This is a genomic window from Exiguobacterium sp. EA-TM-5 (assembly GCF_053878415.1).
On the sequence record NZ_CM132670.1, the window covers coordinates 191,858 to 218,034 of the forward strand.

Genomic DNA, 26,177 nt, shown 5'->3' on the forward strand with positions numbered 1-26,177 from the left:
CTGCTTCTAATACGCAGTTTGGCTTTTTTATTTTTTGAAAATCGGGAATGTACGGAGTAAGGAGGGGTTCGTATGGTACCGAAAATCGAATTCGTAGAACACTTCGACGACAACAAAGGAAAACGATTTAAAATCGAACTTTGGAATCTCGGAACCTTCACATTCAGTGCCGAGTCAGCTCGTGGACCTGTCACCCGTTTTACCTCCATTGACATTCAATTCGTTCAAACCTGCGTTCAACGGATGCGTTCGATCGTGGACGCCAAAAAAGCATTCCAGGAAGATCAACCGGTCTAATCCTGTCCTTTTTCTATTCTCCTCATGGCACTTGCTGCCATGAGTTTTTTTGTTTCGGGTCAATGTTTTTCAATATTCCCGTCTTTTTTTCGAAAATTGATATCACTTTACTGAGATGAACCGATAAGAAAGAGACATCTTTTAATTCACATCTTGAGTACTGGAGGCAACTACGTGCGCAACCCTTTCAAAAGTAAAATGACTTCAACTTATGAAGCTACCATCGGTTTTCCTGATTCCCGTCTTATCACGAAGACGGCTGATCCTGCTTTAACGTCCCGTCTCGTTTATATGGGCTATACGGAAGAACAATTGCAGACACTCAAAACAATGGCACCTGTCGTTCAAGGTATACTAGATGAGGTACTTGAACAAGTCCTCGATCATCTCCTATTGAATCCGGAGATGGCAACCATCGCAAAACAATCGTCAACACGCGAACGCTTGAAAAAAGTCTTCGCAGACTATTTTACGAGTTTATTGACTGGGAATATGGACGAGTCGTTCCTCGCGATGCGAACACGGATGGGACAAACGCATAAACACAATTTTGTTCCGGTCACATGGTTCATCGCCTCTTACGCAGCGTTTCAGACGTTGTTGATTCCTAAAATCGTCGAGCATTATCAACATGACCCAGCACAACTGACGACAGCCGTGCTTGCTTTGACACATGCGATGAATTTAGATGCTCAGATCGTGACAAGTCAGTACGTCGACTCCCGTCTCAATGAAGTAACGGCTGCTAACGAGTCACGCCGTCAACTTTTAACAGACGTCGTTCGTGTCAGCCAAGAAGTCGCAAGCTCGGTCGAACATACGGATCATGCCATCGTTGAAACGAGTCGTCGGGCTTCTCAAGTATTAGCAGAAACAGCTCAGACAGAACAAACGAGTCAGCAACTCGTCCAAATGACGATTGCAAACGAACGACAAATGCAACAGATGGAGCAACAATTCGCACAATCAACGCAACAAGTCGGTACATCGCTCGAAAGCATTCATGAATTGAAGACGACATCAGACGATATCGTCCAGATGACACAAAGTATCGAAGCGATCGCCAATCAGACGAATTTGTTAGCATTGAATGCTTCGATTGAAGCAGCTCGTGCGGGTGAGCATGGTAAAGGATTTGCCGTCGTTGCGACAGAAGTCCGGAACCTCGCTGAAAATGCGAAGTCGTTGAGTAGTAGCATCAACGGTCTGATTCAAAAGAACAATGGCAATATCACACAATTGGTGTCTCAAATGGAAGATATCACACGTGCGAATACAGCTTCCCAACAAGAGCTGCAACAAGTCAAACAAGGAATCCAGACAGTCAAGAGCGAGATGGAGAACTCCCTCACCTTGTTTGGTCGCAACAAAGAAAACCTCGGCCAAATCGTCGATACGATTCAAGGTCTTAGTAAAACGACGCAAGGCTTGACGACACTGACGACAGATCTTGTCGCTGCTTCTGAAACTCATTAAAAAATAGGCATTTCTTATTCTCGGTTCTAACCGAAATAAGAAATGCCTATTTTGCTCTACTCGTCTTGTTCTGCTGTGACGACAAGACGCTGATCGTATCCTTTTGATGTTGTGAACGTACCAATGCATGAAATGAGCGTCAGTTTATTCATGACGGTCGCACCGAAGATCGATCCGACAGGTGCTTCATCGACAGGATAGGACATGACGTTCGTCACCACGTATGACACCTGTTGTCCTGCTTTTCCCGTCACTTCAATCCGTTGCCCTTTTTTCAGCTTGGCTAAATCATAAAAAACAGCGGGACCTTCTTTATCATCCAAGTGTCCGGCTAGTACGACATTTCCGGTTTGTCCAGCTTTTGCACCGTACTTATACCAAGCAACTTGATCGGTTTGTTTCGGAACATCCATCCGTCCTTGTTTATCCTTCCCAACGACTTCGATGTTCGCTTTCACATCGAGCGTCGGAATTGTAATACGCGTTGGTACGAATGCTTCTTCATCCACCTTTTCGGATGGAGTGGACGAAGAAGAAGGTGTTGTTTCGGTTTGTTTTGGTTTTTCCGGCTTTGTAGCATCTGGAGGTGATCCTGATTGACATCCGGCTAATACGAGTAAGAGAAGAAGACTACTCTTAAGCGTTTTGTTTACGACGGACGACATACGCTGTACCTACTAACAAGGCAGCTGCTGCTGCGACTGCCCATGGTGTAGCAGAAGTCGTATCAGATGAACCACCAAGTCCCGTTTCTGGCATCGATGCCATTTCACCACCGTCTGGGATCAAGAGGACATCAAATGCTGGTTCACCTTCAAGTAATCCGATTGCGAGTGCTGTATAGTTTTTACCACTGTCAAGTTTGATACCATCAAGTGCTTTAACGACATCTGTTGCGCCTGCAGGACGGACTTCAAGGTCATACGTTCCTGCATCGAGTGTACCGTAGTCAGAGACTTTCGAGAATTCAAGGTTGCTGAAGAGTGGATCTCCACCTTTTGGTGCAACATCAACAGCTGGTGCATCTGGTGCAAAGTGTGCGACACGAACCATTGATTTTCCATCTTCACCTTTACCGTTGTCTTCCATGACTGCGAGTTTGATATCAGCTAATTTGCCGATTGCTGCAACTGAATAGAATTTACCAGCTTCAACGTTGAGTGTTTGAGAGAGCACAGGATCTTTTGTTGTTCCTGCAGCGAATACTTCTACTTTATGTTCGCCAGCTGGTAGTGTGAGGTAATCTGTGACATCTTTGAATTTTGCTCCTGATACCGCTTTTTTGCCATCGACCGCGATATCAACTGCCGGTGCATCTGGTGAAGCATGAATGACACGAACCATTGCGTCATCTGCTGCGCCTACTGGTAGCACGAATAGTGCAAACAGCAACGTAGCGGTCACAAACGATAAGAGTTTCTTCATCTTTTTTCCACCTTTCTGATTGTCAAATGTACATCGCTCTCAAACCAATATTCTTACACTTCAGAACATTTCCTTCGTGGTGACATCTTAAACTTAAGATACTTCCGTAAATGTGTAAAGATTTCAGTGTGCTATGAACTTGTTTCGAAAACACATTGACATTTACTTTCTTTTGGAAATAAAATATGAAATAAAACAATCGAAAAGAAGGTTTAAAATGAATGATTCTTACGATTTAAAAATTATTGAATTATTGAGAAGTGATGCTCGGATGAAATGGTCAACACTTGCACAGCACATTGGCTTATCAGCACCAGCAGTGGCAGAACGTGTTGCACGTTTACAAGAACAAGGTATTATTCGTCAATTGACGACAGTCTTAAATCCCGTTTCTTTCAACTATAGTCTTGCTGCGTTCGTCGCTGTTTCACTCGAACGACCGGAACATCGGGCACCGTTTCTTGAACGGATTCAACAGCTCGAACATGTACTTGAATGTCACCATGTTGCGGGTGATGATGATTATTTGCTCAAAATCCGCTGTCGCGATACGGAACAGCTTGATGAAATCATCACCTACCAAATCAAAGGGCTACAGGGGATTTTACGAACGAAAACGACAATCATCATGCGGACGGAAAAGGAATCGCTTCATTTTCCGTTACCTGAGGCCGACTAATGTTTTTAAACGGTTTTGGAATCGGATTTGCACTAGCGGCACCCGTCGGTCCGATTGGACTCCTATGTATGCAACGAACACTTCGATATGGACGAATTACTGGTATCGTTTCAGGACTCGGAGCCGCAACGGCAGACTTCACTTACGGATTGCTCGCGTTGTCCGGTTTTTCGCTCGTCCAATCTTTACTAACTCAAGCATCCTGGATGCAACTGATTGGTAGTCTATTTTTGTGTTACATCGGCTGGTCGATGTTTCAATCTTCTTCGAAAACAACGATTTCCGATACGGCTTCTTCACGTAGAAGTGCCTACCTATCCGTCTTATTGCTGACATTCTTAAATCCGATGACAATCACACTGTTCCTCGCGTTGTTTGCACGGTTTGAATTGACGATGACGAACGGGCAAGATGCCGTTTTATTTTTGATCGGTATTTTCCTCGGTTCTGCCGCCTGGTGGATCACCTTGGCGAACATCACACATTTGCTCAAACATCAGCTCGCGACACCCGTATTACGAGTCATTCAGTGGACGTCTGCTAGTTTGATTGTTGGATTCGGTGTATTCGGGATGATCCAGTTCTTCCTCTGAGCAAAATAAAAGAGACCGACAGCAAGTATCGGTCTCTTTTTGTCTATTCACTTATTTGATGAATCCGATCATCATTTCGCGTAGTACTTTTGCTGCTGCGATTGCTGTCATATCCGACTGGTCGTACGCTGGGCATACTTCTACCAAATCAGCACCGATGACGTCGACATCTGCTCGCGCGATCATGTGCACGACTTCGAGTAATTCCTTCGTCGTCACCCCACCGATTTCTTGCGTCCCTGTTCCTGGTGCAGCTGACGGATCGAGAACATCGATGTCGATCGTGACATAGACCTTTTTACCAGCCAGTGTCGGAAGGACTTGACGAAGCGGCTCGACGATCTCGTATTTGAAAAGGTTGTAGCCTGATGTCTTCGCCCATTCGAACTCTTCTTTCATCCCTGAACGAATCCCAAACGAATAGCAGTTTTCTGGTCCGATCAAGTTCGCGATTTTCTTGAGCGGTGTCGAGTGCGATAATGGCTCTCCTTCATACTCGTCACGCAAGTCCGTATGCGCATCAAAGTGAAGTACGACGAAATCATCATAGTGTTTATCGAATGCTTTGACGACCGGCCATGTAACTAAATGTTCGCCACCCATACCGAGCGGGAATTTACCTGCCGTCAGTAACGAATCAACGTATTCTTCGATCATATCGAGTGATTTTTGGGCATTCCCGAACGGTAACGGGATATCTCCTGCGTCAAACAATTTTGCGTCCGCGATATCGCCATCTAAGTACGGGCTATACTCTTCTAAACCAAGTGAGACTTCACGGATACGCGCTGGACCGAATCGTGAACCTGGGCGGAAACTGACCGTCCAGTCCATCGGCATGCCGTATAAAACTCCTTTTGCATCTTCGTGAGTCGATTGACTCGCGATAAAGACTTTTCCTGAATATGCTTCATCAAAACGCATGATCCATTCCTCCTGTTCATCTGTCGTTTGTCTATTCAAACGCCTGTTTACCTAACAACAGAGCGATTTCGAAAATCGAAACCGCTCTGTTCGTGTATGCTATAGTGACTGAACTCAGCCGTTCGTCAAATCTTTAACGAACTTCGGAAGCGCGAAGGCTGCCGTGTGAAGCTCAGGCGTGTAGTACTTCGTATCGATCTCGTGGAAACGCTCTGGTGCAACAGCAAGCGGATCATGTTTCTTTGATCCAATTGTAAACGTCCAAAGACCACTTGGGTACGTTGGCACGTTAGCAATGTAGAGCTTCGTGATCGGGAAGATTTCTTTGACGTCACGTTGGACATCACGGATCAAGTCTGGTGTGAACCATGGGTTATCCGACTGTGCGACGAAAATACCGTCTTCTTTTAACGCTTTTGAAATACCAGAGTAGAAGCCTTTCGTGAACAGGTTGACCGCCGGGCCAACTGGTTCTGTCGAATCGACCATGATGACATCATACTCGTTTTCTGCTTCTGCGATATGCATGAATCCATCCCCAACGATGACTTCGACGCGTGCATCGTCCAATCCACCTGCGATGTTCGGGAGGTATTTTTTCGAATACTCGATAACTTTACCGTCGATTTCAACTAAAACCGCTTTTTCAACGGACGGGTGTTTCAAGACTTCACGGATGACTCCGCCGTCTCCTCCACCAACGACCAGAACCGATTTCGGATTCGGGTGTGTGAACAATGGGACGTGCGCGACCATCTCGTGGTAAACGAACTCGTCCTTATCTGTCGTCATGACCATTCCGTCAAGTAACAACATCGTACCGAACTCGTCCGTTTCAACCATCTCTAGGCGTTGAAACTCCGTTTGTTCGCTCTCATAAACGTGGTTGACACGGAATGTGATACCGTAATCTTCCGTTTGGTGTTCCGTGAACCATAACTTTAATTTTTGTTCCATTTGCGATAGAACCCCTTTCTTTCATCAAGACAAAAGTTGTTCGTATGCGAGTGGCGTTTACGGCGCTTCTTAATCATACAAATGCGAGTATACCGAATTTCGAAAGAAACTTCTATATAATTCGAAAATTTTTGTCTTCCATACTTACTCGACAAACGTCACGATTTCATCAAGCGGACGACGTTGTTTATCACGTTTTGGTTCGTCTGCTCGGTAACCGAATGCAACCATAACGGGAACCGTAAAAACAGAACGATCTAATAACCCACGATCGACGAGCAATTGCTCAACTGCTTGTTGGTCGAATCCTTCGATTGGACAGGAATCGATCCCGATTTGTGCAGCCGTCGACATCATGTTTCCGAGTGCGATATACGCTTGTTTTGCTGCCCAGTCTTCCATTGCTTTTGGGTTATTACCGATTGCAAAATCCTCTTCTAAGAACAGTCCATATCGTTTCGTCCGTCCAGCTTTCGCTTCTTCTGATAACCCAAGGAAATCCATCATCTGCGTGACATGCGGACCGTCTGCCTGCATCTGTTCTCCTGTCCGAGCGAGAAACAAGACGAAATGACTCCCTGTTGGTAATTGTCCTTGTGCACCCCACGAAATTTCTTTTAACGCTTCGCGGATTTCTGGATTTTGAATGACGAGCATGTTCCATGGCTCATATCCGAACGAGCTTGGTGACAGACGCGCTGTCTCTAAAATAAATCGGAAATCGTCTTCTGGGATCACCTGACCGTTAAATTCTTTTGTTGCATGACGAGCTTGAAACGCTTCGAGAATCGCTTGTTTTTTCTGTTCTTTTTCCATGAGAAATGCCTCCTTTGAATTAATGCTGCCTTTGTTATAACAAATCTGATTTCCGCCTGCTTCTAATTTGCTCATTTGAGGCTTCGCGTTAGTTTTAAGATAAAACGGGAAATAACAGTATTAACGTTTCCTCTTTCTTTATTTCCAAATTATTTTAAGAACGCATGAATCCACTCTTTCTTAAGCTCTTCTTCCTGTAAACCAATGGTTTCTTTGTTCTCATTTCCCGGTTGATTTGCTTTTTCACCCAAGTATTTGTTACGGTAGTACCCTGCGTGATTAGGTTTTGTTATCGGATAAGCAGGGAATCATTAATGTCGTTGTTATCATTCGATTCAAAACAACCATGTAAAATTCGAAAGAAGGTGTGGAACACGATGGAAAATAATCGAAAAAGTAAGATCACAAAAGTCTTTATGGTATCCGTCATTTTCTGTGTGCTCTTTACCATATGGGGAATCTTACCGGAATCCCTAATCGGTGCAGCTAGTCTCGGAAATGTCACAGCCAAAGCGCAGTCTTTTATCTCTAATGGATTCGGATGGCTCTATCTTCTCGGCATGAGTGCCTTTTTAATCATTGCTATCTTTTTAATCTTCTCCCGCTTCGGTTCCATCCGACTCGGTAAAGATTCAGACCGCCCTGAATACGGTCTTATTTCTTGGTTTGCCATGCTCTTCAGTGCTGGTATGGGGATCGGTCTTGTCTTCTGGGGTGTCTCAGAGCCATTGACGCACTTCCATACACCGCCGGTCGCAACAGACGATCCGACGGAAGCAGCACGTCTTGCGATGCGCTATTCATTCTTCCACTGGGGATTACACCCATGGGCATTGTATGCAATTGTCGCGCTTGCGATTGCTTACTCCACATTCCGCAAAGGACGTCCCGCTACAATCGGTGACACTGTCGCTTCATTAATGAAGCCGCGTTTCGCATCTGCCGGTAAAGGTACCGTCGAAGTACTCGCCATTGTCGCAACAGCATTTGGTGTCGCGACGTCACTCGGTCTTGGTGCGCAACAAATCTCAGGTGGACTGAACTTCCTATCAAGTAGCATTCCGAACTCATTCACAACACAGATCATCATCATCGTCGTCGTCTCTGTCCTTTATATGATGAGTGCTGCGTCTGGTCTCGATAAAGGGATTGTTCGTCTCAGTAATGCCAATATCGTCTTGGCTGTTCTATTGATGATCGGTGTCCTGTTCCTTGGACCATTCAGTTTCATCATGGACTTATTCGTCCAAACCACAGGTGCCTACTTGCAAAACCTACCGGTCATGAGTTTCCGAGCATCTGCCTTCAACCCAGATGAACGTGAATGGATTAACGGCTGGACGATCTTCTACTGGGCATGGTGGATTTCATGGTCACCATTCGTCGGTACATTTATCGCCCGTGTCTCAAAAGGGCGGACGATTCGTGAGTTCGTTATCGGAATCATGCTCGTCCCAACGATTTTTGGTCTTCTTTGGTTCTCCGTCTTCGGTGGTTCAGCGATTTGGAACGAACTGTTCCAAAACGTCGACTTAATCTCGACTGTTAACGATAAAGGGGTCGAAACTGGTATGTTCGCCTTATTTGAGACATTCGGTGGTTTAGGAACGTTCCTCAGTATCGTTGCCGTCTTCTTGATCACGACGTTCTTCATCACTTCAGCCGACTCCGCGACATACGTCCTTGGTATGTTATCGTCTGGTGGTAGTCTTATGCCAAGCTTACGTATTAAGCTCGCTTGGGGAGTCATTCAGTCTTCGATTGCTGCCGTCTTACTTTATGCGGGTGGACTAAGCGCCTTACAGGCAGCAGCTGTTCTGGCCGCTTTTCCGTTCATCTTCGTCGTTGGAATGATGGTCATCGCTTTGTTCAAAGATTTATCACAAGAGCCTGATGCCCAAAAAGAAGTCACAGACTTAAAACAAGACGCATAAAACGTTTTGAATTCCTCCTTCCGTCGCATACGGAAGGGGGTCTTTTTTGTTATCCTGAATTATGCTTAGTAGAAGAAATGAGGTGGCTTATGCGTAAACGTACACGCTGGTTGGTATCCCTCAGCATCCTAGCCCTAGGAAGCTGGTTTTTATATCGTGAGAATAACGTCATTGATGTCTCGCGGATGACCGTCACGTCGAATCGTTTACCGGAAGCGTTTGACGGCTATCACGTAGTTCAGGTCGCCGATTTACATGGCAAAGCGTTTGGATCTGAACAACAACGATTATTGAAAAAAATTGATCGTGCCAAGCCAGATCTCGTTGTCATGACAGGTGATTTGATTGACTCCAGGCGAAACGGTGAAGAAGCTGCTCTTACGCTCATGAAATCCCTCGTCGATCACTACCCTGTCTACTTCGTCACTGGGAATCATGAGGTTCGACGTAATCTAACGATCTTACCGAAGCTTGAGCAACTCGGTGTCACTATCCTTCGGAATGAATCGCGCATCATTGAATATAAAGGTCAATCAATTTCGTTACTCGGTATTGATGATCCAACGACGACACGATGGCGCGAAGGACTCTCGGAACCGGATGGTATTCGTCAAAGCCTCGATCAAGTACTGCAAGACGTCTCACCTGACACGTTCCAGCTCTTGCTCGCGCATCGTCCAGAATATAAAACGTTATATGCAGAACGATCCATTGATCTCGTCTTATCTGGTCATGCCCATGGCGGACAGATTCGTCTGCCGTTCACAGAAGGCCTGTATGCGCCCGGTCAAGGCTTCTTCCCACAAGTAACTGCCGGTCGCTATCGAGAAGAAAAAACGGAATTAATCGTCAGCCGCGGTCTCGGGAACAGCCTATTTCCGTTTCGCCTGTTCAATCATCCGGAACTCGTTGTCGTAACGCTGAAACGACCATAAAAAAAGAACATGTGCCGCGGCACACGTTCTTTTTTTAGACCAACGCTTCATGTAAAGCAGCGTCAGCGTTTTCCCACATCTCGGGTTTATGCGTCTGCAAGAAATCACGTAACAATTCTTTTGAGCGTTCATCCATGTGATCGACGACAATCCGCCCTTTAAGTGATTTGTCCATCTTGTTGACGTGATCAGCAAGAATCTTGAAACCACGACGCGCTTCTGCATCGACTAACAGATCGCACGCAGCCACACCACCGTAATAGAAGCCTTCTGGTTTACGACCGACCGTCACCCAGACGATCCAGTACAGTTTTCCGTTCGGTGTATCGGCTTTGTCCGTCGTGAACTTGACGCGTTTCTCGATGGCTGCTTTCGCGTGCATCGCGCCCATATCGATGTAGGCTTCGCCGTCTTCTGGAGAAATGATGACTGGTGACATACTGTTTAAACTAAGTGTTCCGACACCGAATCCACCGTGACCATCTGTTGAGTTATCTGAAATGATATTGAAGTTAATCTTTTTTTCCATCGTGTTTTGTCCCCTTTTAATCCTGTTGCTTCTATCATACCGTATTACGAGGTGTCTGCAACCAGTCACTCATAACGAAGCGTCTGTAATTGTTCTTCTGTTGCTCGACGAATCGTTGGGAGACGATAACACGTCATAGACGCAATTTCTTCATGTGCCGGGGGATTGACCTCTTCAAGATGAAGCAAAGCGCGGTCAAATAAGGTTTGCGCCGCACGTCCGAATAAAAAGAGACGCTCTAGGGAAGAACACCGCGATCGAATCGCACGTAATTGATGCGCCAGTTCCCGTACCTTCGCTTCGACCTCCTCTTCCATGTCGGCTGTCGGCTTCCGATTTTGAAACAGTGGTTTAAAACGCACATCATCCTCAAGAAGCGTCAACATCCCGTATCGCTTCGCTTCTTTTTGATTCAATAGTTGTGCCAATTCTTTATCCGTCACGAGTCGTCCGAACGGAATATTCTGTCCAAATACGATTTCAGCGACCTCGAGTCCTTTTGCACCAGACAACGGATAATCCGTATCCTCTGGTAACGTGCGATCGAAAATCAGTAGCGTATGAATCTTCTTTCGTATGATTACGTCCATTATGTCTCTCCTTTTCTGTCGTATGTGTATGACTGCCTTCGCTTCCGACTATAATAGCTCCTTCCTTATACCCTTCTTTTCCGAAAACGATGTTCGAATTGACGAATCCCCTATTGAATGCGCTATACTGATGGCGTATCGTCATCATGCTAGAGGGGGAAATGAAGTCATGCCATATGTTACGGTTAAAATGTTATCGGGTCGTACAGTCGAACAAAAACGTGCGTTGATTGAAAAAGTCACGGAAGCGGTGTCGGAAACGACAAATGCACCAAAAGAAAACATCACGGTCTTCATCGAAGAGATGGAAAAAACGGATTATGGTCAAGCTGGTGTCATGTTTGCTGATAAATAAAAACAAGAGACGTCCGGTCGCTGCCGTACGTCTCTTTTTCCCATCTACTTGATTTTCTAAGGAGGAAAACTTATGACTACTGTTACTGTACTCGGTGCGACTGGTCGAACGGGTCGCCCTTTAATTGATCGTTTACTTGAAAACGGCTACGATGTTCGCGCACTCGTTCGTTCCGCGTCACCGGACTTACCAGTTCACGATCATCTTCGTGTTTTGACGGGAGATGCGACAAACCCAGAGGATCTCGAACAGGCACTCGCAGGAAGTGCGGCTGTCTTTAGTTGTCTTGGAACCGATCAACAACAAGTCCTCTCGACAGCGATTCCACATCTCGTCACGAAGATGAAGGAAGCAGGCATCGAGCGCATCGTCTTCATTGGTACAGCGGGTATTCTCGATGCGTCAGAAGAACCGGGGAAGTATCGCTTCCAATCGAGTGAATCACGTCGACGCTCGACGATTGCAGCAGAAGATCACTTAAAAGCTTATTTGACTTTAAAGGATGCAGACGTCGACTTCACCGTCATCTGTCCGACGCAACTAACAGAAGACAACGCACTTGCGGCTGACGACTTGTTGATCGAGACGACACGTTTTACTGAACCAACGGGACCAATCCCTCGGGAAAATGTCGCCCAGTTCGCCTATGACGTCTTCCGTGACGGAACACATCATCGGGTGCGTGTCGGCATTGCTTCGCATGGTGAAACGAAATAATAGACAAAAAGAGCAATGGATCTGCTAATCCATTGCTCTTTTACATGTGTAACGATTACAGCAAGACGCTGACGACGATAGACGTCAAGACACTAACAAGTGTTGCGCCGTAGAGTAACTTCAAACCGAAACTCGCCGCAACACTTCCTTGGCGATCGTTCAATCCTTTAACCGCACCAGCGATGATTCCGATCGACGAGAAGTTCGCGAATGAGATCAAGAAGACAGACACGATTCCGAGTGTACGCTCCGAGAACTCTTTCGTGTACTCAGGAAGACTTAACATCGCGACGAATTCATTCGTGATCAATTTCGTTGCCATGACACTACCGGCACTGACAGCTTCCGCCCATGGAACACCCATGATGAAGGCGAAAGGCGCAAAGATATATCCGAGGATTTCTTGGAACGAGATATTTAGAACCATCAAGAAGATATCGTTGACCATACCAATCAAGGCATTGTAACCGATCAACATCGCACCAACGATGATCGCGACTTTGAATCCATCCATGATGTATTCGCCGAGCATTTCGAAGAACGTTTGCTTTTCTTCGACGATTTCAAGAATATCTTCTTTCGGGTCAACCGTATATGGGTTGATGATCGAGACGATCATGAAACCACCGAACAAGTTCAAGACAATTGCTGTGACGACATATTTCGGTTCAACCATCGTCATGTATGCACCGACGATTGACATCGAAACCGTCGACATCGCTGACGCACACAATGTGTAAAGACGGTTTGCTGGTAATTGACCGATTTGTTTTTTGACTGTGATGAATACTTCTGATTGTCCAATCGCAGCTGAAGCAACCGCGTTATAAGACTCAAGACGTCCCATCCCGTTAACTTTCGAGAGGACAAAACCGATACCGCGCATTAAGATTGGTAAAATCTTCGTGAATTGTAGAATCCCGATCAAAGCAGAGATGAAAACGATTGGGAGCAAGACGTTGATGAAGAACGGTTGTGCGCCTTCGTTTGCTAAACCACCGAAGACGAAGTTGATTCCGATTGCCGCATAACTCAGTAGTTTTTCAAAGACTTTCGCGACGCCACGAATGATGATGTAACCGAACGATGTATTGAGTAACACATACCCAAGTACGAGCTGAAGAACTAGCATGACCGCAAGCGGTTTCAATTTGATGCCTTTACGGTTGCTGCTGACAAGGAGTGCCAAGCCGAAAACGATAGCCAGTCCGAGTAGTGCGATAAGATATTTCATGAAGTACCCCTCTATCTATTAGTTGTTTATCAGTTGTACATTCGTACGATGTCTGACGTTTAATCTCTTTCCAAGTAATAGAATAATCAATATTTCAAAGAACTACAAGAGGAAAAGTTCATTTAGTAACCGCTTTCGTCATTTTCATGAACTTTCAAGACAAACTTTTCCAAGCGTTCCCGAACATTGTCCTGACTAAGGTTTTGCCTTCCATATGCTTTCCACCCCGGATAGACGTCGATCGTCTCCGGTCCAAAATCAAAAACAGCCCGAATATCCCACGCGTGATCGTAGGAACGCTTCGTCTGTTTGAGGTAACTTTTTAAAAAATGATCTGCAATCTCGACAGATTCGAGTAAGGCAAGATTTAGCCGGCAATGGGCAAGGTCAACTTCAATGGGTCCTACACAAGCATTAATCCAATCAATCGTATGACACGTTCCATCTATTTCGTATAACACATTAACCGGATGAAAATCCCGATGAATAAAACGGATACTTTGACTTCCAATCGGTTCGACAGCTAACAGCTGACGCCATTTCTCCGGATGCTGCGTCCACGTCGGTATACAGCGTTCCGTCGCATACGGCCGATACACGAACCGGGACTCTGGTACCGGTAATGCGTGGATTGCCGCAAGCATCTGCGCTAATCGCTCAACATATCGCTCATCTACCTGATCAATCCGGATTTTTCCTGGTGAGCAGGTCATGTATAACCATGGTGGTAGTCCGTCTCTAATGTCTGCTTGATAGTCTAGTATATCTGGTGCCAAGTTACCTGCTGCTTGTAACGCAAATACTTCATGCAAGACGAGATCAGGTTCTTCTCGTAGCCAATCTCGATTCGTATGGATACGAAGAATCCCCTCGCCAACTCGCAACACAAGGGAGGAAGTCGCACCTTTTAAGACTTCGACCTCGCTCCCCTCCTGTCCAAGCTGTCGTAAGATTTTTGTAAGAGTAGTGGACGATATCATGATGTCACGCTACCAATCAATAATTGGTCGATTTGCATCTTCTCGTTCGCATGTTCACGCAAGTCGTGCAAAATCTCTTGCGGGAAGAACAGCTTCTCATCCGTTTGGCGTGATGTAGCGATTGCTTGGACGAGTGGCGAAACTTGCGAAATCTCTTTCATCTGTCCATCCTTCATCTGCAACATGATCGGTTGTTTACTGATTTCACCGTTATCTCCGTACAAATCATAAGGAAGACGACTCAGTTTATCTTCAAGCAGGTAATACGCCGGATTCAGACCAATCGCTTCAAACAACTCGCATAACTTATCGTGGACGAGTTCGCGCTTTTCCGATGGGTAATCGACATACTTGAACAACTTTCGGTCAACGAATCGCCCGGATAAATCAGAAAGAATTGGATCTTGTTCGTTCGCCCACTGCTGAAAATAAAAGTAGACGATCGTCTCATCGAGTCCTAAGAAATCGCGTAACTCCATTTTCTGATCAAACAACGGCATCAAATGGATTGGTGCAATCGCAAACGGATAACCAGACAGATACAGTTCCTGTGCCCGTTCGAGAATGGCTTTTAATAGGTAATCACTCGATCGTGTCACCGGATGCAGGTAGACTTGCCAATACATTTGATATCGGCGCATGATATAGTCTTCGATCGAATGCATCCCCGACTGTTTGACGACCATTTGATTCGGTGCCGGACGCAACACCCGAAGCATTCGCTCGAGATCGAATTTCCCGTAGCTGACACCGGCGAAGTGTGCATCACGCAACAAGTAGTCCATCCGGTCGACGTCGAGTTGTGAACTAATCATCGTGACGAGCAGTTGATTCGGGTGCGTCTTATTGATGATCGAGGCTACTTCTTCTGCAAACCCGTCTCCGACTTGATCGAGGACTTTCTTGATTTCTGTATCCCCGAGGATGATTCGCTCCGTCCATTTCTCGTGATTCACACCAAAGACATTCTCAAACGCATGCGAAAACGGACCGTGCCCGACATCATGCAATAGTGCTGCAGCGAGCGTCAACTCCCGGTATTGATCGTCCCAGTCGGCGCGACCGTTGAAGACGTCGATCAGTTGCCGCGTGATTTCGTAGACACCGAGCGAATGATGGAATCGTGTGTGCTCCGCCCCGTGAAACGTCAAAAAGGATGTTCCTAGTTGCTTGATTCGGCGCAGTCGCTGAAATTCACGTGTCCCGATCAATTGCCAAATCAACTGATCGCTGACATAGATATACCGATGAACGGGATCTTTGAAGACCTTCGTTTCCTTTAATTGTCCTAATGATTGATACATATGTGTCTCTCCTTTAAATCGAGTCTATGTCGTTGTTGTTCGGTTTTGTTTCCAAGGATTCCTGTCTCCTGCGGCGCTTCGCACAGAAACTTTACACACCCTGTGCTATAATGATGTCGCAAATCTACAATAAAGGAACGAGCTTATGGGAATCGAACTCTTAAAACAAGAACATTATCGTATTTTTGATCAAACGTCACTCGGAACTGCTTTCCATGCGACACAATCGTTTGCGATGGACGACACATTATGTGCTTCCGTTGCGACAGAAGGAGCAGCACTCCGCTCTTGGATTCACCACGAAACCGTCGTCCTCGGCATCCAGGATGCCCGTCTTCCTCATCTTGCTGACGGTGTAGCCGTGTTGCACGAACATGGATTTTCACCGGTCGTCCGTAACTCAGGTGGTCTTGCTGTCGTCCTTGACGCCGGTGTCTTGAATATTTCGCTTGTCCTACCAGAACGCAGTGGGATCGATATCGACAGTGGTTACGAAGCGATGCTTGCGCTCGTTCGCCATATGTTCGCACAGGAAACAGACGCGATCGTCGCCGGTGAAGTGGTTGGATCGTATTGTCCCGGCTCTTATGACCTGTCAATCGCCGGTAAAAAGTTCGCTGGTATCTCGCAGCGCCGTGTCCGCGGTGGCGTTGCCGTTCAAATCTACCTCTGCGTCAACGGAAGTGGGAGTCAACGTGCCGCGTTAGTCCGTGACTTTTACACGGCAGCGCTTCAAGGTGAGACGACGAAATTCGTCTATCCGACCGTCGTACCGGAAACAATGGCTTCGCTTGAAGAATTACTCGGTACCTCATTGACGATTGAGGAATGTTTACGTCGTGCCTATGAGGCATTACTTGCGCTCGGCGCTGATTTAACACCAGCGACTTTGACGGAACTTGAGAACGAGCGGTTCGGTGTCAACTTGAGTCGAATGCTTGATCGAAATGAAAAAGCCCTAGGTTAAGAAAGGAGAGAACGTGATGATCCGATTGATCACAGACAGTGGTGCTGATGCACCAAAAGACATGTTAGATGCTTATGATTTTACGATCATGCCGTTCGGCGTATTGATCGACGAAGACACGTTCTTCGATGGAGAATCGATATCTCCAAAACAACTGTATGATAAAATGCGTGACGGCGCAGCACCAAAGACATTCCAAGTAGAAGTCAGCCGGATGGTCGAGGTGTTCACGCGTCACTTCGAACAAGGTGATCCCTTCCTTTATCTCGCTTTTTCAAGTGAGTTATCTGGAACGTACCAAACAGCGAAGATGCTCGCAGATGAACTCGCAGAAAAATATCCGAACGTCCCCTATCTCGTGCTCGATACGAAAACAGCTTCAACGGGACAAGGACTATTCGTTCTCGATGTCGCAGAATACTCGAAGTCGCATTCGTTCAAAGAAACAGCAGCTTATGCTGAAGCCAAGGTGAATACGATTCGCCATCTCTTCACGGTAGAATCACTGGAATACTTGATGCGCGGTGGACGCGTTTCACGAGCTAGCGCCTTCATTGGTGGTCTTCTATCGATTTTGCCACTGTTGACTGTCGAAGATGGGAAGTTGATCCCAAAAGAAAAAATCCGAGGTCAGAAGAAGGTCATGAACCGGATCGTCGAGTGGATGGAAGAAGCTCGTCCAGCGATTGATGGACACCGGATCATGATTGGTCACGGAGACTCGATGGAACGAGCAGAACAGTTAAAACAATTGATTGAAGCACATTTCTCACCAAGCGAAGTCATCTTGACGATCGCTGGCGCAGCCATCGGTTCACACACCGGACCAGGACTTGTCGTCATTGGATACGATCTTCCACGTTAATGGCATTCATTCTTACTTTATTTAAAACGGGACAGACTCTGTTTAGAGCCTGCCCCGTTTTTCTATGATTATGAGTTATAACCGAAGAACAGTAGTGAAACACTTAAAACGAGCGAAGAGACGATGAACACGCTCGCCATTCCTCCCATTCCGAAGAACAGCATCTTCGGTAAATCACGTCGCTTCTTGAGAAGGGCTGTCAATAATCCAACGTTGATCAAGAACACGACGAGGAACGGCAGCAACAGCATCCAGCGCTCTTGCAATAGAAATACTACACTATCCATTTCTTTGCTCCCTTCCTTCCGATACCGAGAACGGTCGGAATAGATTCAGACACAGGAAACGGAATAAGAAATAAGCGAATAAAATCGTCGACACTACTTCGAACCCAACGTATCCGACGTCACGCCACGCGATTCCTGTCGTCATACCGGCGTACCAATACGGGAAATCGACTGTCAACAGGCTACACATCAGAGCGAGAACGGCTTCCTGACGTGTTTGTCGATCGTGTAACGAATAGGACACTTTCTTCAAATTAAAAATATTGACGATTCCTTCATCCGATGTATACCCCTTAATGCCTCCAATGACGCTACCTAGTACAAGAAGTATATACCAGGGAAGCGGCCAAGCGACATGAAATAGCAGGAGCGCGAATACGATCAATAAGACGCGAATCTGCATGATCAATCTTCTGTTTTCGACGCTGCCACCGCATCATGAGAATTCAGGTTGACCGTCAACGGTTTTGCTGTTCCTTTACCGGAGAAGTTCTCAATCAACTCTTTGACATCGAGTCCTGACGACGCTTTTAACGTCTCTTGCAGTGATGCCATCAAATCTGTCGCGTAACCCGTGACACGGTTCGCGCCGCCACCTTCACCGCTACCTGTATCGACGACTGTGATCTTATCGATGTTGCCGAGTGGTGCCGCAATCTCTTTCGCGTATTCTGGCATCATCCGAATGACCATATCAAGGATCGCTGCTTGTCCGAATTGTTCGAACGCCTGCGCGATTTTTTCTTTCGCTTCTGCTTCGGCAAGACCTTTCAAACGAATGATCTCTGCTTCTGTTTCCCCTTGTGCACGCTCAGCATCGGCTTTCGCAAGACCATCAAGACGAATTCGTTCTGCATCGGCTTTTGCTGATGCTTCAATCCGGTATTTTGTTGCATCTGCTTCTGCGTATTGCTTCGCACGGTCCGCTTGGGCTGCTTGTTCGATTGAGTAACGATCCGCATCGGCACGTTTTTTGACTTCCGCATCGTATTGTTTCTCACGACGCAGAATTTCGCGTTCTTCGAGTTCAATTTGTTTTTGACGCTCGATGATTTTGATTTGCATCTGTTGCTCCGTAACTTCTTGTTGCGCACGTGCATTCTCGAGATCATACGCTTGGTCGGCTTTTGCCTTCGCGATATCTTGTTCGCGACGATAATCTGCCATTTTCAACTGATTTTCTTTTTCCGCTTCAGCGATTTCCGTTGCACGTTCGAGCTCTGCTTTTTTCGCATCCTTTGAAGCTTCCGCTCGTTTGATACGTGTCTCTTTTTCCGCGTCTGCCGTTGCGATGTCGGCATCACGGCGAACCTGAGCGATCCTCGGTTTCCCAAGTGATTCTAAGTATCCGTTCTTATCACGAACGTCTTTGATCGTAAACGATACGATGATGAGTCCCATCTTTGCAAGATCTTGTGACGCGACTCGCTGGACTTCTTGCGAGAATTTATCCCGGTTCTTATAGATTTCTTCGACGGTCATCGAGCCAAGAATCGAACGTAAATGTCCTTCGAGGACTTCACGCGCTTCCCCTTCACGCTCTTCTTTTGATTTTCCGAGGAATTGCTCCGCTGCCGTCGCAATTTCAGAAATCGAGCTCCCGATTTTAATGATTGCTGTTCCGTCCGCCATGACCGGCACACCTTGCTCCGTGTACACTTCTGGTGTCGTGACTTCGAGTTTACTTGATAACAAACTCAGTGGTGTTGCCTGTTGGAAGACAGGCAGTACGAACGTTCCGCCTCCGCGAATGATCTTCACTCGGTTACCGGATTCATCCGTATTGACGTTACGTCCTCCGAGATAACTACCGGATACGATCAATGCTTCCTCTGGACCGACAGTCCGGTACTTCGTAATGAACAACACGATCAAAGCAACGATCAAGGCGACCGCGACGATTGATACGATTAACACTGGATTCATAAAAACATCTCCTTTTTCCATTGATGGGGATACGTCACAACAGATGCGACTCCTTGTTTGATCTCGATGACGAGCACCTTCGTGCCTTGTGGTAAGGCTGGTCCTTCGAATAATACAGCTGACTTCGATACGCGTCCTGACACATCATCGAGTAAGATTTCACCATACCCTTCAGTCGGGATCGGCACGATGACGGTTGCGCTGCGTCCTTCTAGCATCTGTTCCGAAAAACCAAGCGACTGTTCCGCTTGCGCCATTGGAACGAACAAGAAGATATGCATCAGCGTCGTCACTAATAACGCGATGACACAACTGATAATTAAAATCAACATAGAACCAAATGGACTAAGCTGTTCGAGTCCGAAGCCGATTGCTGACGTAATGATGACAAAAGATAAGATCAACGTGGGATGGAAGATTTGATCGACGCCGGGAATGACGTCCGAGAATAGGATGGACACAAACACACCACAAGCGGCGGCCGCTAATGCATATAAATAAAGTGTACTAACGTCCATCTTCGTTCACCTCGATGTAAGAATGTGAGCCATACAGTTCATGGTAAGCCCGCTGATAGGCAGTCCGGTTTTCCTCAAACAATAAACGAGCCAACTCTTTGTCTCGCTGGTCGGTCGCCTCTTCTTGACGACGTAAGTATTTTTTTTGCGCGGCAAAATGACGTGCTAACCTTCCTTCGATCGACGGTTCTCGTTCACGCGGCAACTCCGGTTTCATCGTTCCACTCCTTTCTGAAGTAATGGCTTTCTTTCTCTTCTACGCAAAAATTCTAGAAAATGTTTCAAAATGAATTCCATTTCTTTTCCTTTCATTAAAGAAAAAAACGTTCGTCCCATAAATAGGACAAACGTTTTTGAATAACTCACGTTTATGAACGATTTGGTCGGCGAACAATTAGTCCGTAATAGAGGACGAGCGCTAGACAATCGAGTGTCATGATGATCAGCCCCATCGGAACAGCCGATTGTTCCCCCATGATCCCGACGAGTGGTGAGACAAGTGAGCCAACGAGCATCGGTAACAGTCCGAGAAGGGCCGAGGCACTCCCAGCCGTTGATCCGTAGTTTTGCATCGCTAAGGTGAAACCAAGCGTTGAAATCAACCCGACACTTGAGACGACGAAAAACAGTGGAATCATGACGAAAATTAGTTGGTCCGTTAACGTCAAAGCGAGGAACAACAAGATACTGGCACTCGCAACGACGGTCAAACTGATTCGCATCAACCGTTCTGAGTCGACACGACCAGCAAGACGACCAGCGATTTGAGCCGCTAAAATGATCCCGATTCCGTTTAATCCAAACAAAAAGCTAAATTGTTGTGGCGAAGCGCCATAAATATTTTGTAAGACAAACGGGGAGCCGGAGATATAAGCAAACATCCCGCCCATGACGAACGCTTGTGCGAAGGCATATCCGATAAAGATACGGTCCGTCAATAGGCGACCGAACGTCTTCAACGTCGTCGTCAGATTTCCTTCGACACGTCTCTCGAGCGGAAGTGTTTCCGGCAAGCGTAGTGCAACGGCAAGTAACATCAACGTGCTTAAAATTGCTAGCAAGTAAAAGACGAAATGCCAGTCGCCAAACCGAAGTAATTGTCCACCGATGACTGGTGCGAGAATCGGTGCCGTTCCGTTGACGAGGGACAACGCCGCAAAGAACCGCGTCAATTCCGGACCTTCGAATAGATCCCGAACGATTGCCCGGGAAATGACAATCCCCGACGCTCCGGCTGCCCCTTGGATGAATCGGAGCGCGATCAACACTTCAATCGTCGGTGCCATGGCACAGGCAATTGAAGCGAGCAGATACGCGAGCAGAGCAATCATTAACGGACGTTTGCGTCCGCGAACATCACTGAGCGGTCCAACAATCAACTGTCCGAGTGCCATTCCAAGCATACATGCCGTTAAGCTCAATTGAATCAAGGACGCACTCGCATCAAACGAGCGCGACATATCTGGAAAAGCAGGTAGATACATGTCGATCGAGAGCGGTCCAAGTGCAGCAAGTGAACCGAGGATCAAGATCAACGTCAGGCGGCGTGGCGTCATGGTTGTCTTCGTCATGACGTCACATAATCCAAATCATGAAGGACATAGGCGAGGAAAAAGACGACCGATGGATTTTCATACGTCATTTGCACCTTTTTGAGTTGTGCGCGATAACCGGTCTCGTACTCGACACCGTTTAACTTCCGTTCCATATTCATCTTGATTAACGCATCGAGTTTATCAATCACATCGACCATTTGTCCTTCGTACGTCTCGTCTTTTGCTTCAACAACGAATCGACGAAATGGCGCTCGGATGTCTTCCGGTAATCCATTGATCAACGCCTCTCCTTCTGCCCGTTCGTATGCTTCAAAAGCTGCTGCCGTAATTGGTGTCGCATGTTTGACCGGTCCAAGAACATCTCCCGTTGTTCCTTCAACGAGATCATGACACAACAGACGTGAGACGACTTCTTCGATATCAATCGTGACGCCGTATTTTTCTGATTCAATCAAGCCATTGAAAATACCAAGTGATGCTGCTCGAAATGCATGCGTTGCATCGTTATCATCAATCGTGTTGAAACGCCCTTTCCAGCGTCGAATCGTATCCATCATTAAAATGTTTTCAATAAAGTGAGACATCTCGTCTTCTTCGATGACAGATCGTGTCAAGCGACGAACAGAAATGAGTGGGTGTCGTTCGAGAACCGCCTGTAATTCTGCTGCTTTTTGTTCAAAAAAAAGTGACTCCGTCATCCGCGCTTCCCGGCGAGCATACAACATCGCATCGAACGTATCGATTGCTTCGACGATCCGTCCTTCTGGTGAACCATCCTCCGCATGAACAAGATACGTCGTAAAGGCTGGTTGCAACGACTTTGAGAGCAAGGCGACGAGCTGTTCACTCGCCTGTTGTTCCATTGCCTGAATATGCGCGTGCAACGTCGGCTCTTTTTTCGTACGGTGTTTAATTGGTCCTGTGATCACCTCGTTCATGTCATGAAACAGTGCTTTTCCGAGCAATGTCAGGCGGTCGACTGGTGTTTGCCCGTCCACTTCTTCTAAATAGCTTGCCATCAAGCTGAATAAAGCGACGCGAAAACTGTGACTTGCTGCGTTATCCGGAAAACGTGGCGCATACTCATCCCACCGTGGAACGTTTTGCATCCGCGTCAGCATGCGAATGAAATTACCGTTTTGCATAAAATCTCTCCTAACGAAAGACGGACAGAGAGTACCCTGCCCGCCATTGTATTATTTTGCTGATTTGGTTGAACTGTTCCCACTACGGAACCAACCAATGATTAAAATCAGGGCAAGCACGACCCAGAAGATCGTTTGCCATAGTGTACTCTCTGGAAACTCATGCGGCAAGACGTCGATCGAAGGATGCGCAAGTGTCATGACGACGAGTTTTACACCAACCCACGCGACAAGCCAAAACGCTGCTTCTTCGATGCCAGGTCGTTTTTGTAATAAGACGACGAACCAGCTTGCGAAGTAACGCATGATGACGAGACCGATGATCCCACTGAAGAAAACGACCCAGAATTGTCCTGTATTCAGACCACCGATCGTTCCACCAATCATCGGTAATGTCGTTGCCATCGCGACAGCTGCAAGCGTCGAGTCAACCGCAAACGCTAAATCGGAGAACTCGACTTTAACGACTGTCCACCAAAAATTTGGTGAGGCTTTTTGTGACGCGATTGAATCCGGTACTTGGTGTTTATTCGATCGTGCCTCGACGATTCCTTTAAACGCAACGTAAAAGAGGTATATCGCTCCGAGTGCTTGAAGTTCCCAAATCGTCGCTAGGTACGAAGCAAAGAAGATTGCCACGAAACGTAAGACGAGTGCTCCGACGAGACCATAGAAAAGTGCTTTTTTGCGCTGATCGTCCGGTAACGGTCGGACTAGGACCGCCATGACCATCGCATTGTCGGCAGATAGTAACCCTTGCAAAATAATCAGTACGAGCCCGACGGTCGCATACTGTGTAATTAATCCAATATCCATACTAACGAATCCCCTTTTTTGTTCAGTCTATTTATTATATGCCGGTCAATCGGAAAGAAAAAGATGAAAGCTCGACTCAAGTGCTTAACCTTGTGTTTTATTCCCATTGTTTAAGAAAAGCTAACACAAAAAAACGACCCGTCATCGACGGATCGTTCCATTTCTTATAAGTTTTGATCAACTTTCTTTTCAGCATCTGGATTTGGTTTCGTTTTTGGTGAAGAGAACCACCCCCAAAGTGCGAGACCGACCATGACTGTCCAGAAGAATGCCTGCCACGGTGTACTGTGGGCGAATCCTTCAGGAAGTTTTAAGGCTTCAAAGATTGTTCCTTCGATTGATGCGTGGTATTTCGGGTGTTCGAGCGCAAGAACGGCTAGTTTCACACCAACCCAAGCAACGATTGCAAAGGCTGCTGTCTCAAGACCTGGACGCTCTGCGAGCAACTTCACGAAGACACGTGCCGCGAAACGCATGAGGACAACCCCCATCAAACCACCCGTTAAGATGACGATGAAGTGACCTGTGTTCAAACCACCGATTTCGCCTGCTCCCCAGTTCGGAAGTGCGACTGCTAAAGCAACGGCAGCAAGAATCGAATCGACAGCAAATGCTAAGTCAGCGAATTCAATCTTCGCGACTGTCCGCCAGAATTCACCTTTAGAAACGGGCTCTTCCGACTTCGGTTCTGCATCGAGCTCGTTTTCAGCACCATGGTTCTCACCAAGTTTCCTCGCTTTGGCGGTCTTATAAATATGCCGTAATCCCATGATGAGCAAGTAGGCCGCTCCGAGTGCTTGGATTTGCCAAATATCGACGAGGAACGAAATCGCGAATAATGCTGCGAATCGTAAGACGAATGCTCCAGCTAATCCATAAAAGAGTGCTTTCTTTTGTTGTTCTCCTGGTAAGTGCTTGACCATGACCGCGAGTACGAGTGCATTATCCGCTGAAAGTAATCCTTCAAGCGCGATCAAGACGAGTACGACCCAGGCATACTGTATTAGTAACTGCCAATCCATCTCTGTCATCCCTTTCTCTAACTACCTGTAAAATAAAAAATTTCAATTATTGACTATGACAAAAAAACAACGATTACACGTTCACCTGAACATATACTATAGGATAATATACCCGATTGCAAGTAAGTTATTCCTATAAAGATGGAAACTGTCGATATTGAGTCGTGCGAGTTTCGTTTATCGGACGTTCATGATAAAATTCAAGACAATACTTCTAGCGATGAAACGATGAAACACATTTGCGGAATCATCAGACTTGCTCGTCTCTAGCATTCCTGTCATGTTATTACTATTGAAACACTACAAAAGGACAAAGGGGCCAATGAATATGTCTACCTACCCGATTACGTTACCAACGAAAGAAGAGCGCCATAAGCTGTTCGGATCGGTACCACCAATCAAAGGAACAAAACCGACTGAAAAAGATAAGATGGTCGACTTGCAAAATACACCGAAGAACTTCCTGTTCGCACTTGATGCTGTCGGCATCTCAAACGTCAAACATCCTGTCGTCATTCAAGACGGGGACCAAACACAAGCGACAGTTGCGACGTTTGAACTATCAACATCACTCGTCCAAGACCGTAAAGGGATCAATATGAGCCGCTTAACGGAACAACTTGATCAATACCATAACGAAGGTTGGACGGTCACGAATGAGTCACTTATTCAATTTGCGCGTGACTTAGCGGACCGCATGGAACAAACGGAAGGTCAATTGACGATCCGTTATCCATGGTTCTTCACACGTAAAGCACCTGCAACAGGTCTTAGCGGTTTGATGAATGCCGAAGTATGGCAAACGGTCAGCGTCAACACAGAGACAAACGAAGCGACATTGTCTGTCGGTTTGACGATCAATGTCACGACACTTTGCCCATGTTCGAAAGAAATCAGTGAGTACAGCGCCCACAACCAACGTGGTTACGTCACTATGGAAGCATCGTTACGTGACGAAGCAGAAGACTTTGACTGGAAACAATCATTGCTTGATGCTGCGGAATCAAATGCCTCGGCACCACTTCACCCGGTTCTCAAACGTCCGGATGAAAAACGCGTGACAGAGATGGCATATGAAAATCCACGTTTCGTAGAAGATATGGTTCGCTTGATTGCTGCGGATCTGTACGAAATGGATCCAATCGCTTCGTTCTACGTCGAATGCCGTAACGAAGAAACGATTCACCAACACGATGCGATTGCACGCATCACGTTCGATAAAGACGCACAATAATCAAGTTTGCCGTACTCCCTCTTCATTGAGCGAGTACGGCTTTTTTGTGTACCGGCATTGCTCTCCGTTTTGCGAGCGTTTACACTTAACTCGAAT

30 protein-coding genes are annotated in these 26,177 nt (G+C 46.5%); 11 read left to right on the plus strand and 19 right to left on the minus strand.

Annotation, left to right across the window (positions count from 1 at the left end):
* Positions 1–72: 72 nt before the first annotated feature.
* Positions 73–297, plus strand: coding sequence for a hypothetical protein (locus ACV3PA_RS00990; RefSeq protein ID WP_294739435.1), 225 nt, complete (start codon positions 73–75; stop codon positions 295–297).
* A gap of 174 nt (positions 298–471) precedes the next feature.
* Positions 472–1,773, plus strand: coding sequence for a protoglobin domain-containing protein (locus ACV3PA_RS00995; RefSeq protein ID WP_456125413.1), 1,302 nt, complete (start codon positions 472–474; stop codon positions 1,771–1,773).
* A 56-nt stretch (positions 1,774–1,829) separates the two neighbouring features.
* Here ACV3PA_RS00995 and ACV3PA_RS01000 read toward each other — a convergent pair whose 3' ends face one another.
* Positions 1,830–2,438, minus strand: a complete 609-nt coding sequence (locus ACV3PA_RS01000; protein ID WP_456125414.1) for a class F sortase — start codon at positions 2,436–2,438, stop codon at positions 1,830–1,832.
* Complete coding sequence (locus ACV3PA_RS01005) at positions 2,410–3,198, minus strand: DUF4397 domain-containing protein (RefSeq protein ID WP_456125415.1); 789 nt, start codon at positions 3,196–3,198, stop codon at positions 2,410–2,412. The genes ACV3PA_RS01000 and ACV3PA_RS01005 overlap by 29 nt, the downstream gene beginning before the upstream one ends.
* Before the next feature lie 217 nt (positions 3,199–3,415).
* Between ACV3PA_RS01005 and ACV3PA_RS01010 the strand changes: the two genes are divergently transcribed.
* Both ACV3PA_RS01010 and ACV3PA_RS01015 read left to right on the plus strand, forming a co-directional pair.
* Positions 3,416–3,877: an Lrp/AsnC family transcriptional regulator gene (locus ACV3PA_RS01010; protein ID WP_456125416.1), complete on the plus strand. Its 462-nt coding sequence runs from the start codon at positions 3,416–3,418 to the stop codon at positions 3,875–3,877.
* A complete protein-coding gene (locus tag ACV3PA_RS01015; protein WP_456125417.1) occupies positions 3,877–4,470 on the plus strand; it encodes a LysE family translocator in 594 nt (197 codons plus the stop codon). The genes ACV3PA_RS01010 and ACV3PA_RS01015 overlap by 1 nt, the downstream gene beginning before the upstream one ends.
* A 51-nt stretch (positions 4,471–4,521) precedes the next feature.
* On the opposite strand, the gene speB is transcribed toward ACV3PA_RS01015, so the two are convergent.
* The 3 genes from speB to ACV3PA_RS01030 all read right to left on the minus strand — a co-directional run bounded on the left by speB (position 4,522) and on the right by ACV3PA_RS01030 (position 7,167).
* Positions 4,522–5,394, minus strand: coding sequence for an agmatinase (gene speB / locus ACV3PA_RS01020; protein WP_456125418.1), 873 nt, complete (start codon positions 5,392–5,394; stop codon positions 4,522–4,524).
* 114 nt (positions 5,395–5,508) lie between these two features.
* The gene (gene speE / locus ACV3PA_RS01025; protein WP_023466799.1) at positions 5,509–6,351 is read right to left on the minus strand and encodes a polyamine aminopropyltransferase; all 843 of its coding nucleotides are present in this window, start codon (positions 6,349–6,351) and stop codon (positions 5,509–5,511) included.
* A 144-nt stretch (positions 6,352–6,495) separates the two neighbouring features.
* A complete protein-coding gene (locus ACV3PA_RS01030; RefSeq protein ID WP_456125419.1) occupies positions 6,496–7,167 on the minus strand; it encodes an NAD(P)H-dependent oxidoreductase in 672 nt (223 codons plus the stop codon).
* A 377-nt stretch (positions 7,168–7,544) separates the two neighbouring features.
* Here ACV3PA_RS01030 and ACV3PA_RS01035 point away from each other — a divergent pair, with 377 nt between their 5' ends.
* Positions 7,545–9,101 carry a BCCT family transporter gene (locus tag ACV3PA_RS01035; protein ID WP_456125420.1) on the plus strand — a complete coding sequence of 519 codons (1,557 nt, stop codon included), beginning with the start codon at positions 7,545–7,547 and terminating at the stop codon, positions 9,099–9,101.
* 89 nt (positions 9,102–9,190) lie between these two features.
* Positions 9,191–10,036 carry a metallophosphoesterase gene (locus tag ACV3PA_RS01040; RefSeq protein ID WP_456125421.1) on the plus strand — a complete coding sequence of 282 codons (846 nt, stop codon included), beginning with the start codon at positions 9,191–9,193 and terminating at the stop codon, positions 10,034–10,036.
* Between the two features lie 34 nt (positions 10,037–10,070).
* On the opposite strand, the gene ACV3PA_RS01045 is transcribed toward ACV3PA_RS01040, so the two are convergent.
* A complete protein-coding gene (locus tag ACV3PA_RS01045) occupies positions 10,071–10,565 on the minus strand; it encodes a YwhD family protein (protein WP_023466794.1) in 495 nt (164 codons plus the stop codon).
* 65 nt (positions 10,566–10,630) lie between these two features.
* Positions 10,631–11,155 carry a hypothetical protein gene (locus ACV3PA_RS01050; RefSeq protein ID WP_456125422.1) on the minus strand — a complete coding sequence of 175 codons (525 nt, stop codon included), beginning with the start codon at positions 11,153–11,155 and terminating at the stop codon, positions 10,631–10,633.
* Between the two features lie 169 nt (positions 11,156–11,324).
* On the opposite strand from ACV3PA_RS01050, the gene ACV3PA_RS01055 reads away from it, so the two are divergent.
* Both ACV3PA_RS01055 and ACV3PA_RS01060 read left to right on the plus strand, forming a co-directional pair.
* Positions 11,325–11,510 carry a 2-hydroxymuconate tautomerase gene (locus ACV3PA_RS01055; protein ID WP_023466792.1) on the plus strand — a complete coding sequence of 62 codons (186 nt, stop codon included), beginning with the start codon at positions 11,325–11,327 and terminating at the stop codon, positions 11,508–11,510.
* Between the two features lie 72 nt (positions 11,511–11,582).
* A complete protein-coding gene (locus ACV3PA_RS01060) occupies positions 11,583–12,227 on the plus strand; it encodes an NAD(P)-dependent oxidoreductase (RefSeq protein ID WP_456125423.1) in 645 nt (214 codons plus the stop codon).
* A gap of 55 nt (positions 12,228–12,282) precedes the next feature.
* Here the strand turns inward: ACV3PA_RS01060 and ACV3PA_RS01065 are convergent, their stop codons facing one another.
* The 3 genes from ACV3PA_RS01065 to ACV3PA_RS01075 all read right to left on the minus strand — a co-directional run bounded on the left by ACV3PA_RS01065 (position 12,283) and on the right by ACV3PA_RS01075 (position 15,745).
* Positions 12,283–13,461: a NupC/NupG family nucleoside CNT transporter gene (locus tag ACV3PA_RS01065; RefSeq protein WP_456125424.1), complete on the minus strand. Its 1,179-nt coding sequence runs from the start codon at positions 13,459–13,461 to the stop codon at positions 12,283–12,285.
* A gap of 122 nt (positions 13,462–13,583) precedes the next feature.
* Positions 13,584–14,441, minus strand: a complete 858-nt coding sequence (locus tag ACV3PA_RS01070; RefSeq protein WP_456125425.1) for a phosphotransferase family protein — start codon at positions 14,439–14,441, stop codon at positions 13,584–13,586.
* Complete coding sequence (locus tag ACV3PA_RS01075; protein WP_456125426.1) at positions 14,438–15,745, minus strand: HD domain-containing protein; 1,308 nt, start codon at positions 15,743–15,745, stop codon at positions 14,438–14,440. The genes ACV3PA_RS01070 and ACV3PA_RS01075 overlap by 4 nt, the downstream gene beginning before the upstream one ends.
* A gap of 145 nt (positions 15,746–15,890) precedes the next feature.
* Between ACV3PA_RS01075 and ACV3PA_RS01080 the strand changes: the two genes are divergently transcribed.
* Both ACV3PA_RS01080 and ACV3PA_RS01085 read left to right on the plus strand, forming a co-directional pair.
* Positions 15,891–16,712 (plus strand): octanoyl-[GcvH]:protein N-octanoyltransferase, encoded by an 822-nt coding sequence (locus tag ACV3PA_RS01080; RefSeq protein WP_456125427.1) that lies wholly within the window; start codon positions 15,891–15,893, stop codon positions 16,710–16,712.
* A gap of 16 nt (positions 16,713–16,728) precedes the next feature.
* A complete protein-coding gene (locus ACV3PA_RS01085) occupies positions 16,729–17,577 on the plus strand; it encodes a DegV family protein (protein ID WP_456125428.1) in 849 nt (282 codons plus the stop codon).
* Between the two features lie 68 nt (positions 17,578–17,645).
* Here the strand turns inward: ACV3PA_RS01085 and ACV3PA_RS01090 are convergent, their stop codons facing one another.
* The 9 genes from ACV3PA_RS01090 to ACV3PA_RS01130 all read right to left on the minus strand — a co-directional run bounded on the left by ACV3PA_RS01090 (position 17,646) and on the right by ACV3PA_RS01130 (position 24,847).
* Entirely contained in the window at positions 17,646–17,864 is a 219-nt protein-coding gene (locus ACV3PA_RS01090) for a hypothetical protein (protein WP_456125429.1), read from the minus strand.
* The gene (locus tag ACV3PA_RS01095) at positions 17,857–18,267 is read right to left on the minus strand and encodes a hypothetical protein (RefSeq protein ID WP_456125430.1); all 411 of its coding nucleotides are present in this window, start codon (positions 18,265–18,267) and stop codon (positions 17,857–17,859) included. The genes ACV3PA_RS01090 and ACV3PA_RS01095 overlap by 8 nt, the downstream gene beginning before the upstream one ends.
* A 2-nt stretch (positions 18,268–18,269) precedes the next feature.
* Positions 18,270–19,790, minus strand: a complete 1,521-nt coding sequence (locus ACV3PA_RS01100; protein ID WP_456125431.1) for a flotillin lipid rafts scaffold protein FloT — start codon at positions 19,788–19,790, stop codon at positions 18,270–18,272.
* Positions 19,787–20,308 (minus strand): NfeD family membrane protein, encoded by a 522-nt coding sequence (locus ACV3PA_RS01105; RefSeq protein ID WP_456125432.1) that lies wholly within the window; start codon positions 20,306–20,308, stop codon positions 19,787–19,789. The genes ACV3PA_RS01100 and ACV3PA_RS01105 overlap by 4 nt, the downstream gene beginning before the upstream one ends.
* Complete coding sequence (locus tag ACV3PA_RS01110) at positions 20,298–20,525, minus strand: hypothetical protein (RefSeq protein ID WP_456125433.1); 228 nt, start codon at positions 20,523–20,525, stop codon at positions 20,298–20,300. Before ACV3PA_RS01110 ends, ACV3PA_RS01105 begins: the two co-directional genes overlap by 11 nt.
* A 151-nt stretch (positions 20,526–20,676) precedes the next feature.
* Positions 20,677–21,879 carry a Bcr/CflA family multidrug efflux MFS transporter gene (locus tag ACV3PA_RS01115; protein WP_456125434.1) on the minus strand — a complete coding sequence of 401 codons (1,203 nt, stop codon included), beginning with the start codon at positions 21,877–21,879 and terminating at the stop codon, positions 20,677–20,679.
* Positions 21,876–23,009, minus strand: coding sequence for a YfbR-like 5'-deoxynucleotidase (locus tag ACV3PA_RS01120; RefSeq protein ID WP_456125435.1), 1,134 nt, complete (start codon positions 23,007–23,009; stop codon positions 21,876–21,878). Before ACV3PA_RS01120 ends, ACV3PA_RS01115 begins: the two co-directional genes overlap by 4 nt.
* A 51-nt stretch (positions 23,010–23,060) precedes the next feature.
* Entirely contained in the window at positions 23,061–23,825 is a 765-nt protein-coding gene (locus tag ACV3PA_RS01125; protein ID WP_456125436.1) for a TerC family protein, read from the minus strand.
* Between the two features lie 164 nt (positions 23,826–23,989).
* Entirely contained in the window at positions 23,990–24,847 is an 858-nt protein-coding gene (locus ACV3PA_RS01130) for a TerC family protein (RefSeq protein ID WP_456125437.1), read from the minus strand.
* Positions 24,848–25,175: 328 nt separating this feature from the next.
* Here ACV3PA_RS01130 and folE2 point away from each other — a divergent pair, with 328 nt between their 5' ends.
* A complete protein-coding gene (gene folE2 / locus ACV3PA_RS01135) occupies positions 25,176–26,081 on the plus strand; it encodes a GTP cyclohydrolase FolE2 (RefSeq protein ID WP_456125438.1) in 906 nt (301 codons plus the stop codon).
* Positions 26,082–26,177 lie beyond the last annotated feature (96 nt).

Coding starts and splice junctions, on each gene's coding strand:
- ACV3PA_RS01060 (WP_456125423.1), top strand. CDS start 11,583: ATGACTACTGTTACTGTACTCGGTGCGACTGGTCGAACGGGTCGCCCT.
- ACV3PA_RS01065 (WP_456125424.1), bottom strand. CDS start 13,461: ATGAAATATCTTATCGCACTACTCGGACTGGCTATCGTTTTCGGCTTG.
- ACV3PA_RS01105 (WP_456125432.1), bottom strand. CDS start 20,308: ATGGACGTTAGTACACTTTATTTATATGCATTAGCGGCCGCCGCTTGT.
- ACV3PA_RS01040 (WP_456125421.1), top strand. CDS start 9,191: ATGCGTAAACGTACACGCTGGTTGGTATCCCTCAGCATCCTAGCCCTA.
- ACV3PA_RS01005 (WP_456125415.1), bottom strand. CDS start 3,198: ATGAAGAAACTCTTATCGTTTGTGACCGCTACGTTGCTGTTTGCACTA.
- ACV3PA_RS01010 (WP_456125416.1), top strand. CDS start 3,416: ATGAATGATTCTTACGATTTAAAAATTATTGAATTATTGAGAAGTGAT.
- speB (WP_456125418.1), bottom strand. CDS start 5,394: ATGCGTTTTGATGAAGCATATTCAGGAAAAGTCTTTATCGCGAGTCAA.
- ACV3PA_RS01100 (WP_456125431.1), bottom strand. CDS start 19,790: ATGAATCCAGTGTTAATCGTATCAATCGTCGCGGTCGCCTTGATCGTT.
- ACV3PA_RS01035 (WP_456125420.1), top strand. CDS start 7,545: ATGGAAAATAATCGAAAAAGTAAGATCACAAAAGTCTTTATGGTATCC.
- ACV3PA_RS01055 (WP_023466792.1), top strand. CDS start 11,325: ATGCCATATGTTACGGTTAAAATGTTATCGGGTCGTACAGTCGAACAA.
- speE (WP_023466799.1), bottom strand. CDS start 6,351: ATGGAACAAAAATTAAAGTTATGGTTCACGGAACACCAAACGGAAGAT.
- ACV3PA_RS01095 (WP_456125430.1), bottom strand. CDS start 18,267: ATGCAGATTCGCGTCTTATTGATCGTATTCGCGCTCCTGCTATTTCAT.
- ACV3PA_RS01045 (WP_023466794.1), bottom strand. CDS start 10,565: ATGGAAAAAAAGATTAACTTCAATATCATTTCAGATAACTCAACAGAT.
- ACV3PA_RS01075 (WP_456125426.1), bottom strand. CDS start 15,745: ATGTATCAATCATTAGGACAATTAAAGGAAACGAAGGTCTTCAAAGAT.
- ACV3PA_RS01080 (WP_456125427.1), top strand. CDS start 15,891: ATGGGAATCGAACTCTTAAAACAAGAACATTATCGTATTTTTGATCAA.
- ACV3PA_RS01085 (WP_456125428.1), top strand. CDS start 16,729: ATGATCCGATTGATCACAGACAGTGGTGCTGATGCACCAAAAGACATG.
- ACV3PA_RS01070 (WP_456125425.1), bottom strand. CDS start 14,441: ATGATATCGTCCACTACTCTTACAAAAATCTTACGACAGCTTGGACAG.
- ACV3PA_RS01120 (WP_456125435.1), bottom strand. CDS start 23,009: ATGCAAAACGGTAATTTCATTCGCATGCTGACGCGGATGCAAAACGTT.
- ACV3PA_RS01110 (WP_456125433.1), bottom strand. CDS start 20,525: ATGAAACCGGAGTTGCCGCGTGAACGAGAACCGTCGATCGAAGGAAGG.
- ACV3PA_RS01090 (WP_456125429.1), bottom strand. CDS start 17,864: ATGGATAGTGTAGTATTTCTATTGCAAGAGCGCTGGATGCTGTTGCTG.
- ACV3PA_RS01115 (WP_456125434.1), bottom strand. CDS start 21,879: ATGACGAAGACAACCATGACGCCACGCCGCCTGACGTTGATCTTGATC.
- ACV3PA_RS01030 (WP_456125419.1), bottom strand. CDS start 7,167: ATGGAAAAAGAACAGAAAAAACAAGCGATTCTCGAAGCGTTTCAAGCT.
- ACV3PA_RS01000 (WP_456125414.1), bottom strand. CDS start 2,438: ATGTCGTCCGTCGTAAACAAAACGCTTAAGAGTAGTCTTCTTCTCTTA.
- folE2 (WP_456125438.1), top strand. CDS start 25,176: ATGTCTACCTACCCGATTACGTTACCAACGAAAGAAGAGCGCCATAAG.
- ACV3PA_RS01015 (WP_456125417.1), top strand. CDS start 3,877: ATGTTTTTAAACGGTTTTGGAATCGGATTTGCACTAGCGGCACCCGTC.
- ACV3PA_RS01050 (WP_456125422.1), bottom strand. CDS start 11,155: ATGGACGTAATCATACGAAAGAAGATTCATACGCTACTGATTTTCGAT.
- ACV3PA_RS01125 (WP_456125436.1), bottom strand. CDS start 23,825: ATGGATATTGGATTAATTACACAGTATGCGACCGTCGGGCTCGTACTG.
- ACV3PA_RS01130 (WP_456125437.1), bottom strand. CDS start 24,847: ATGGATTGGCAGTTACTAATACAGTATGCCTGGGTCGTACTCGTCTTG.
- ACV3PA_RS00990 (WP_294739435.1), top strand. CDS start 73: ATGGTACCGAAAATCGAATTCGTAGAACACTTCGACGACAACAAAGGA.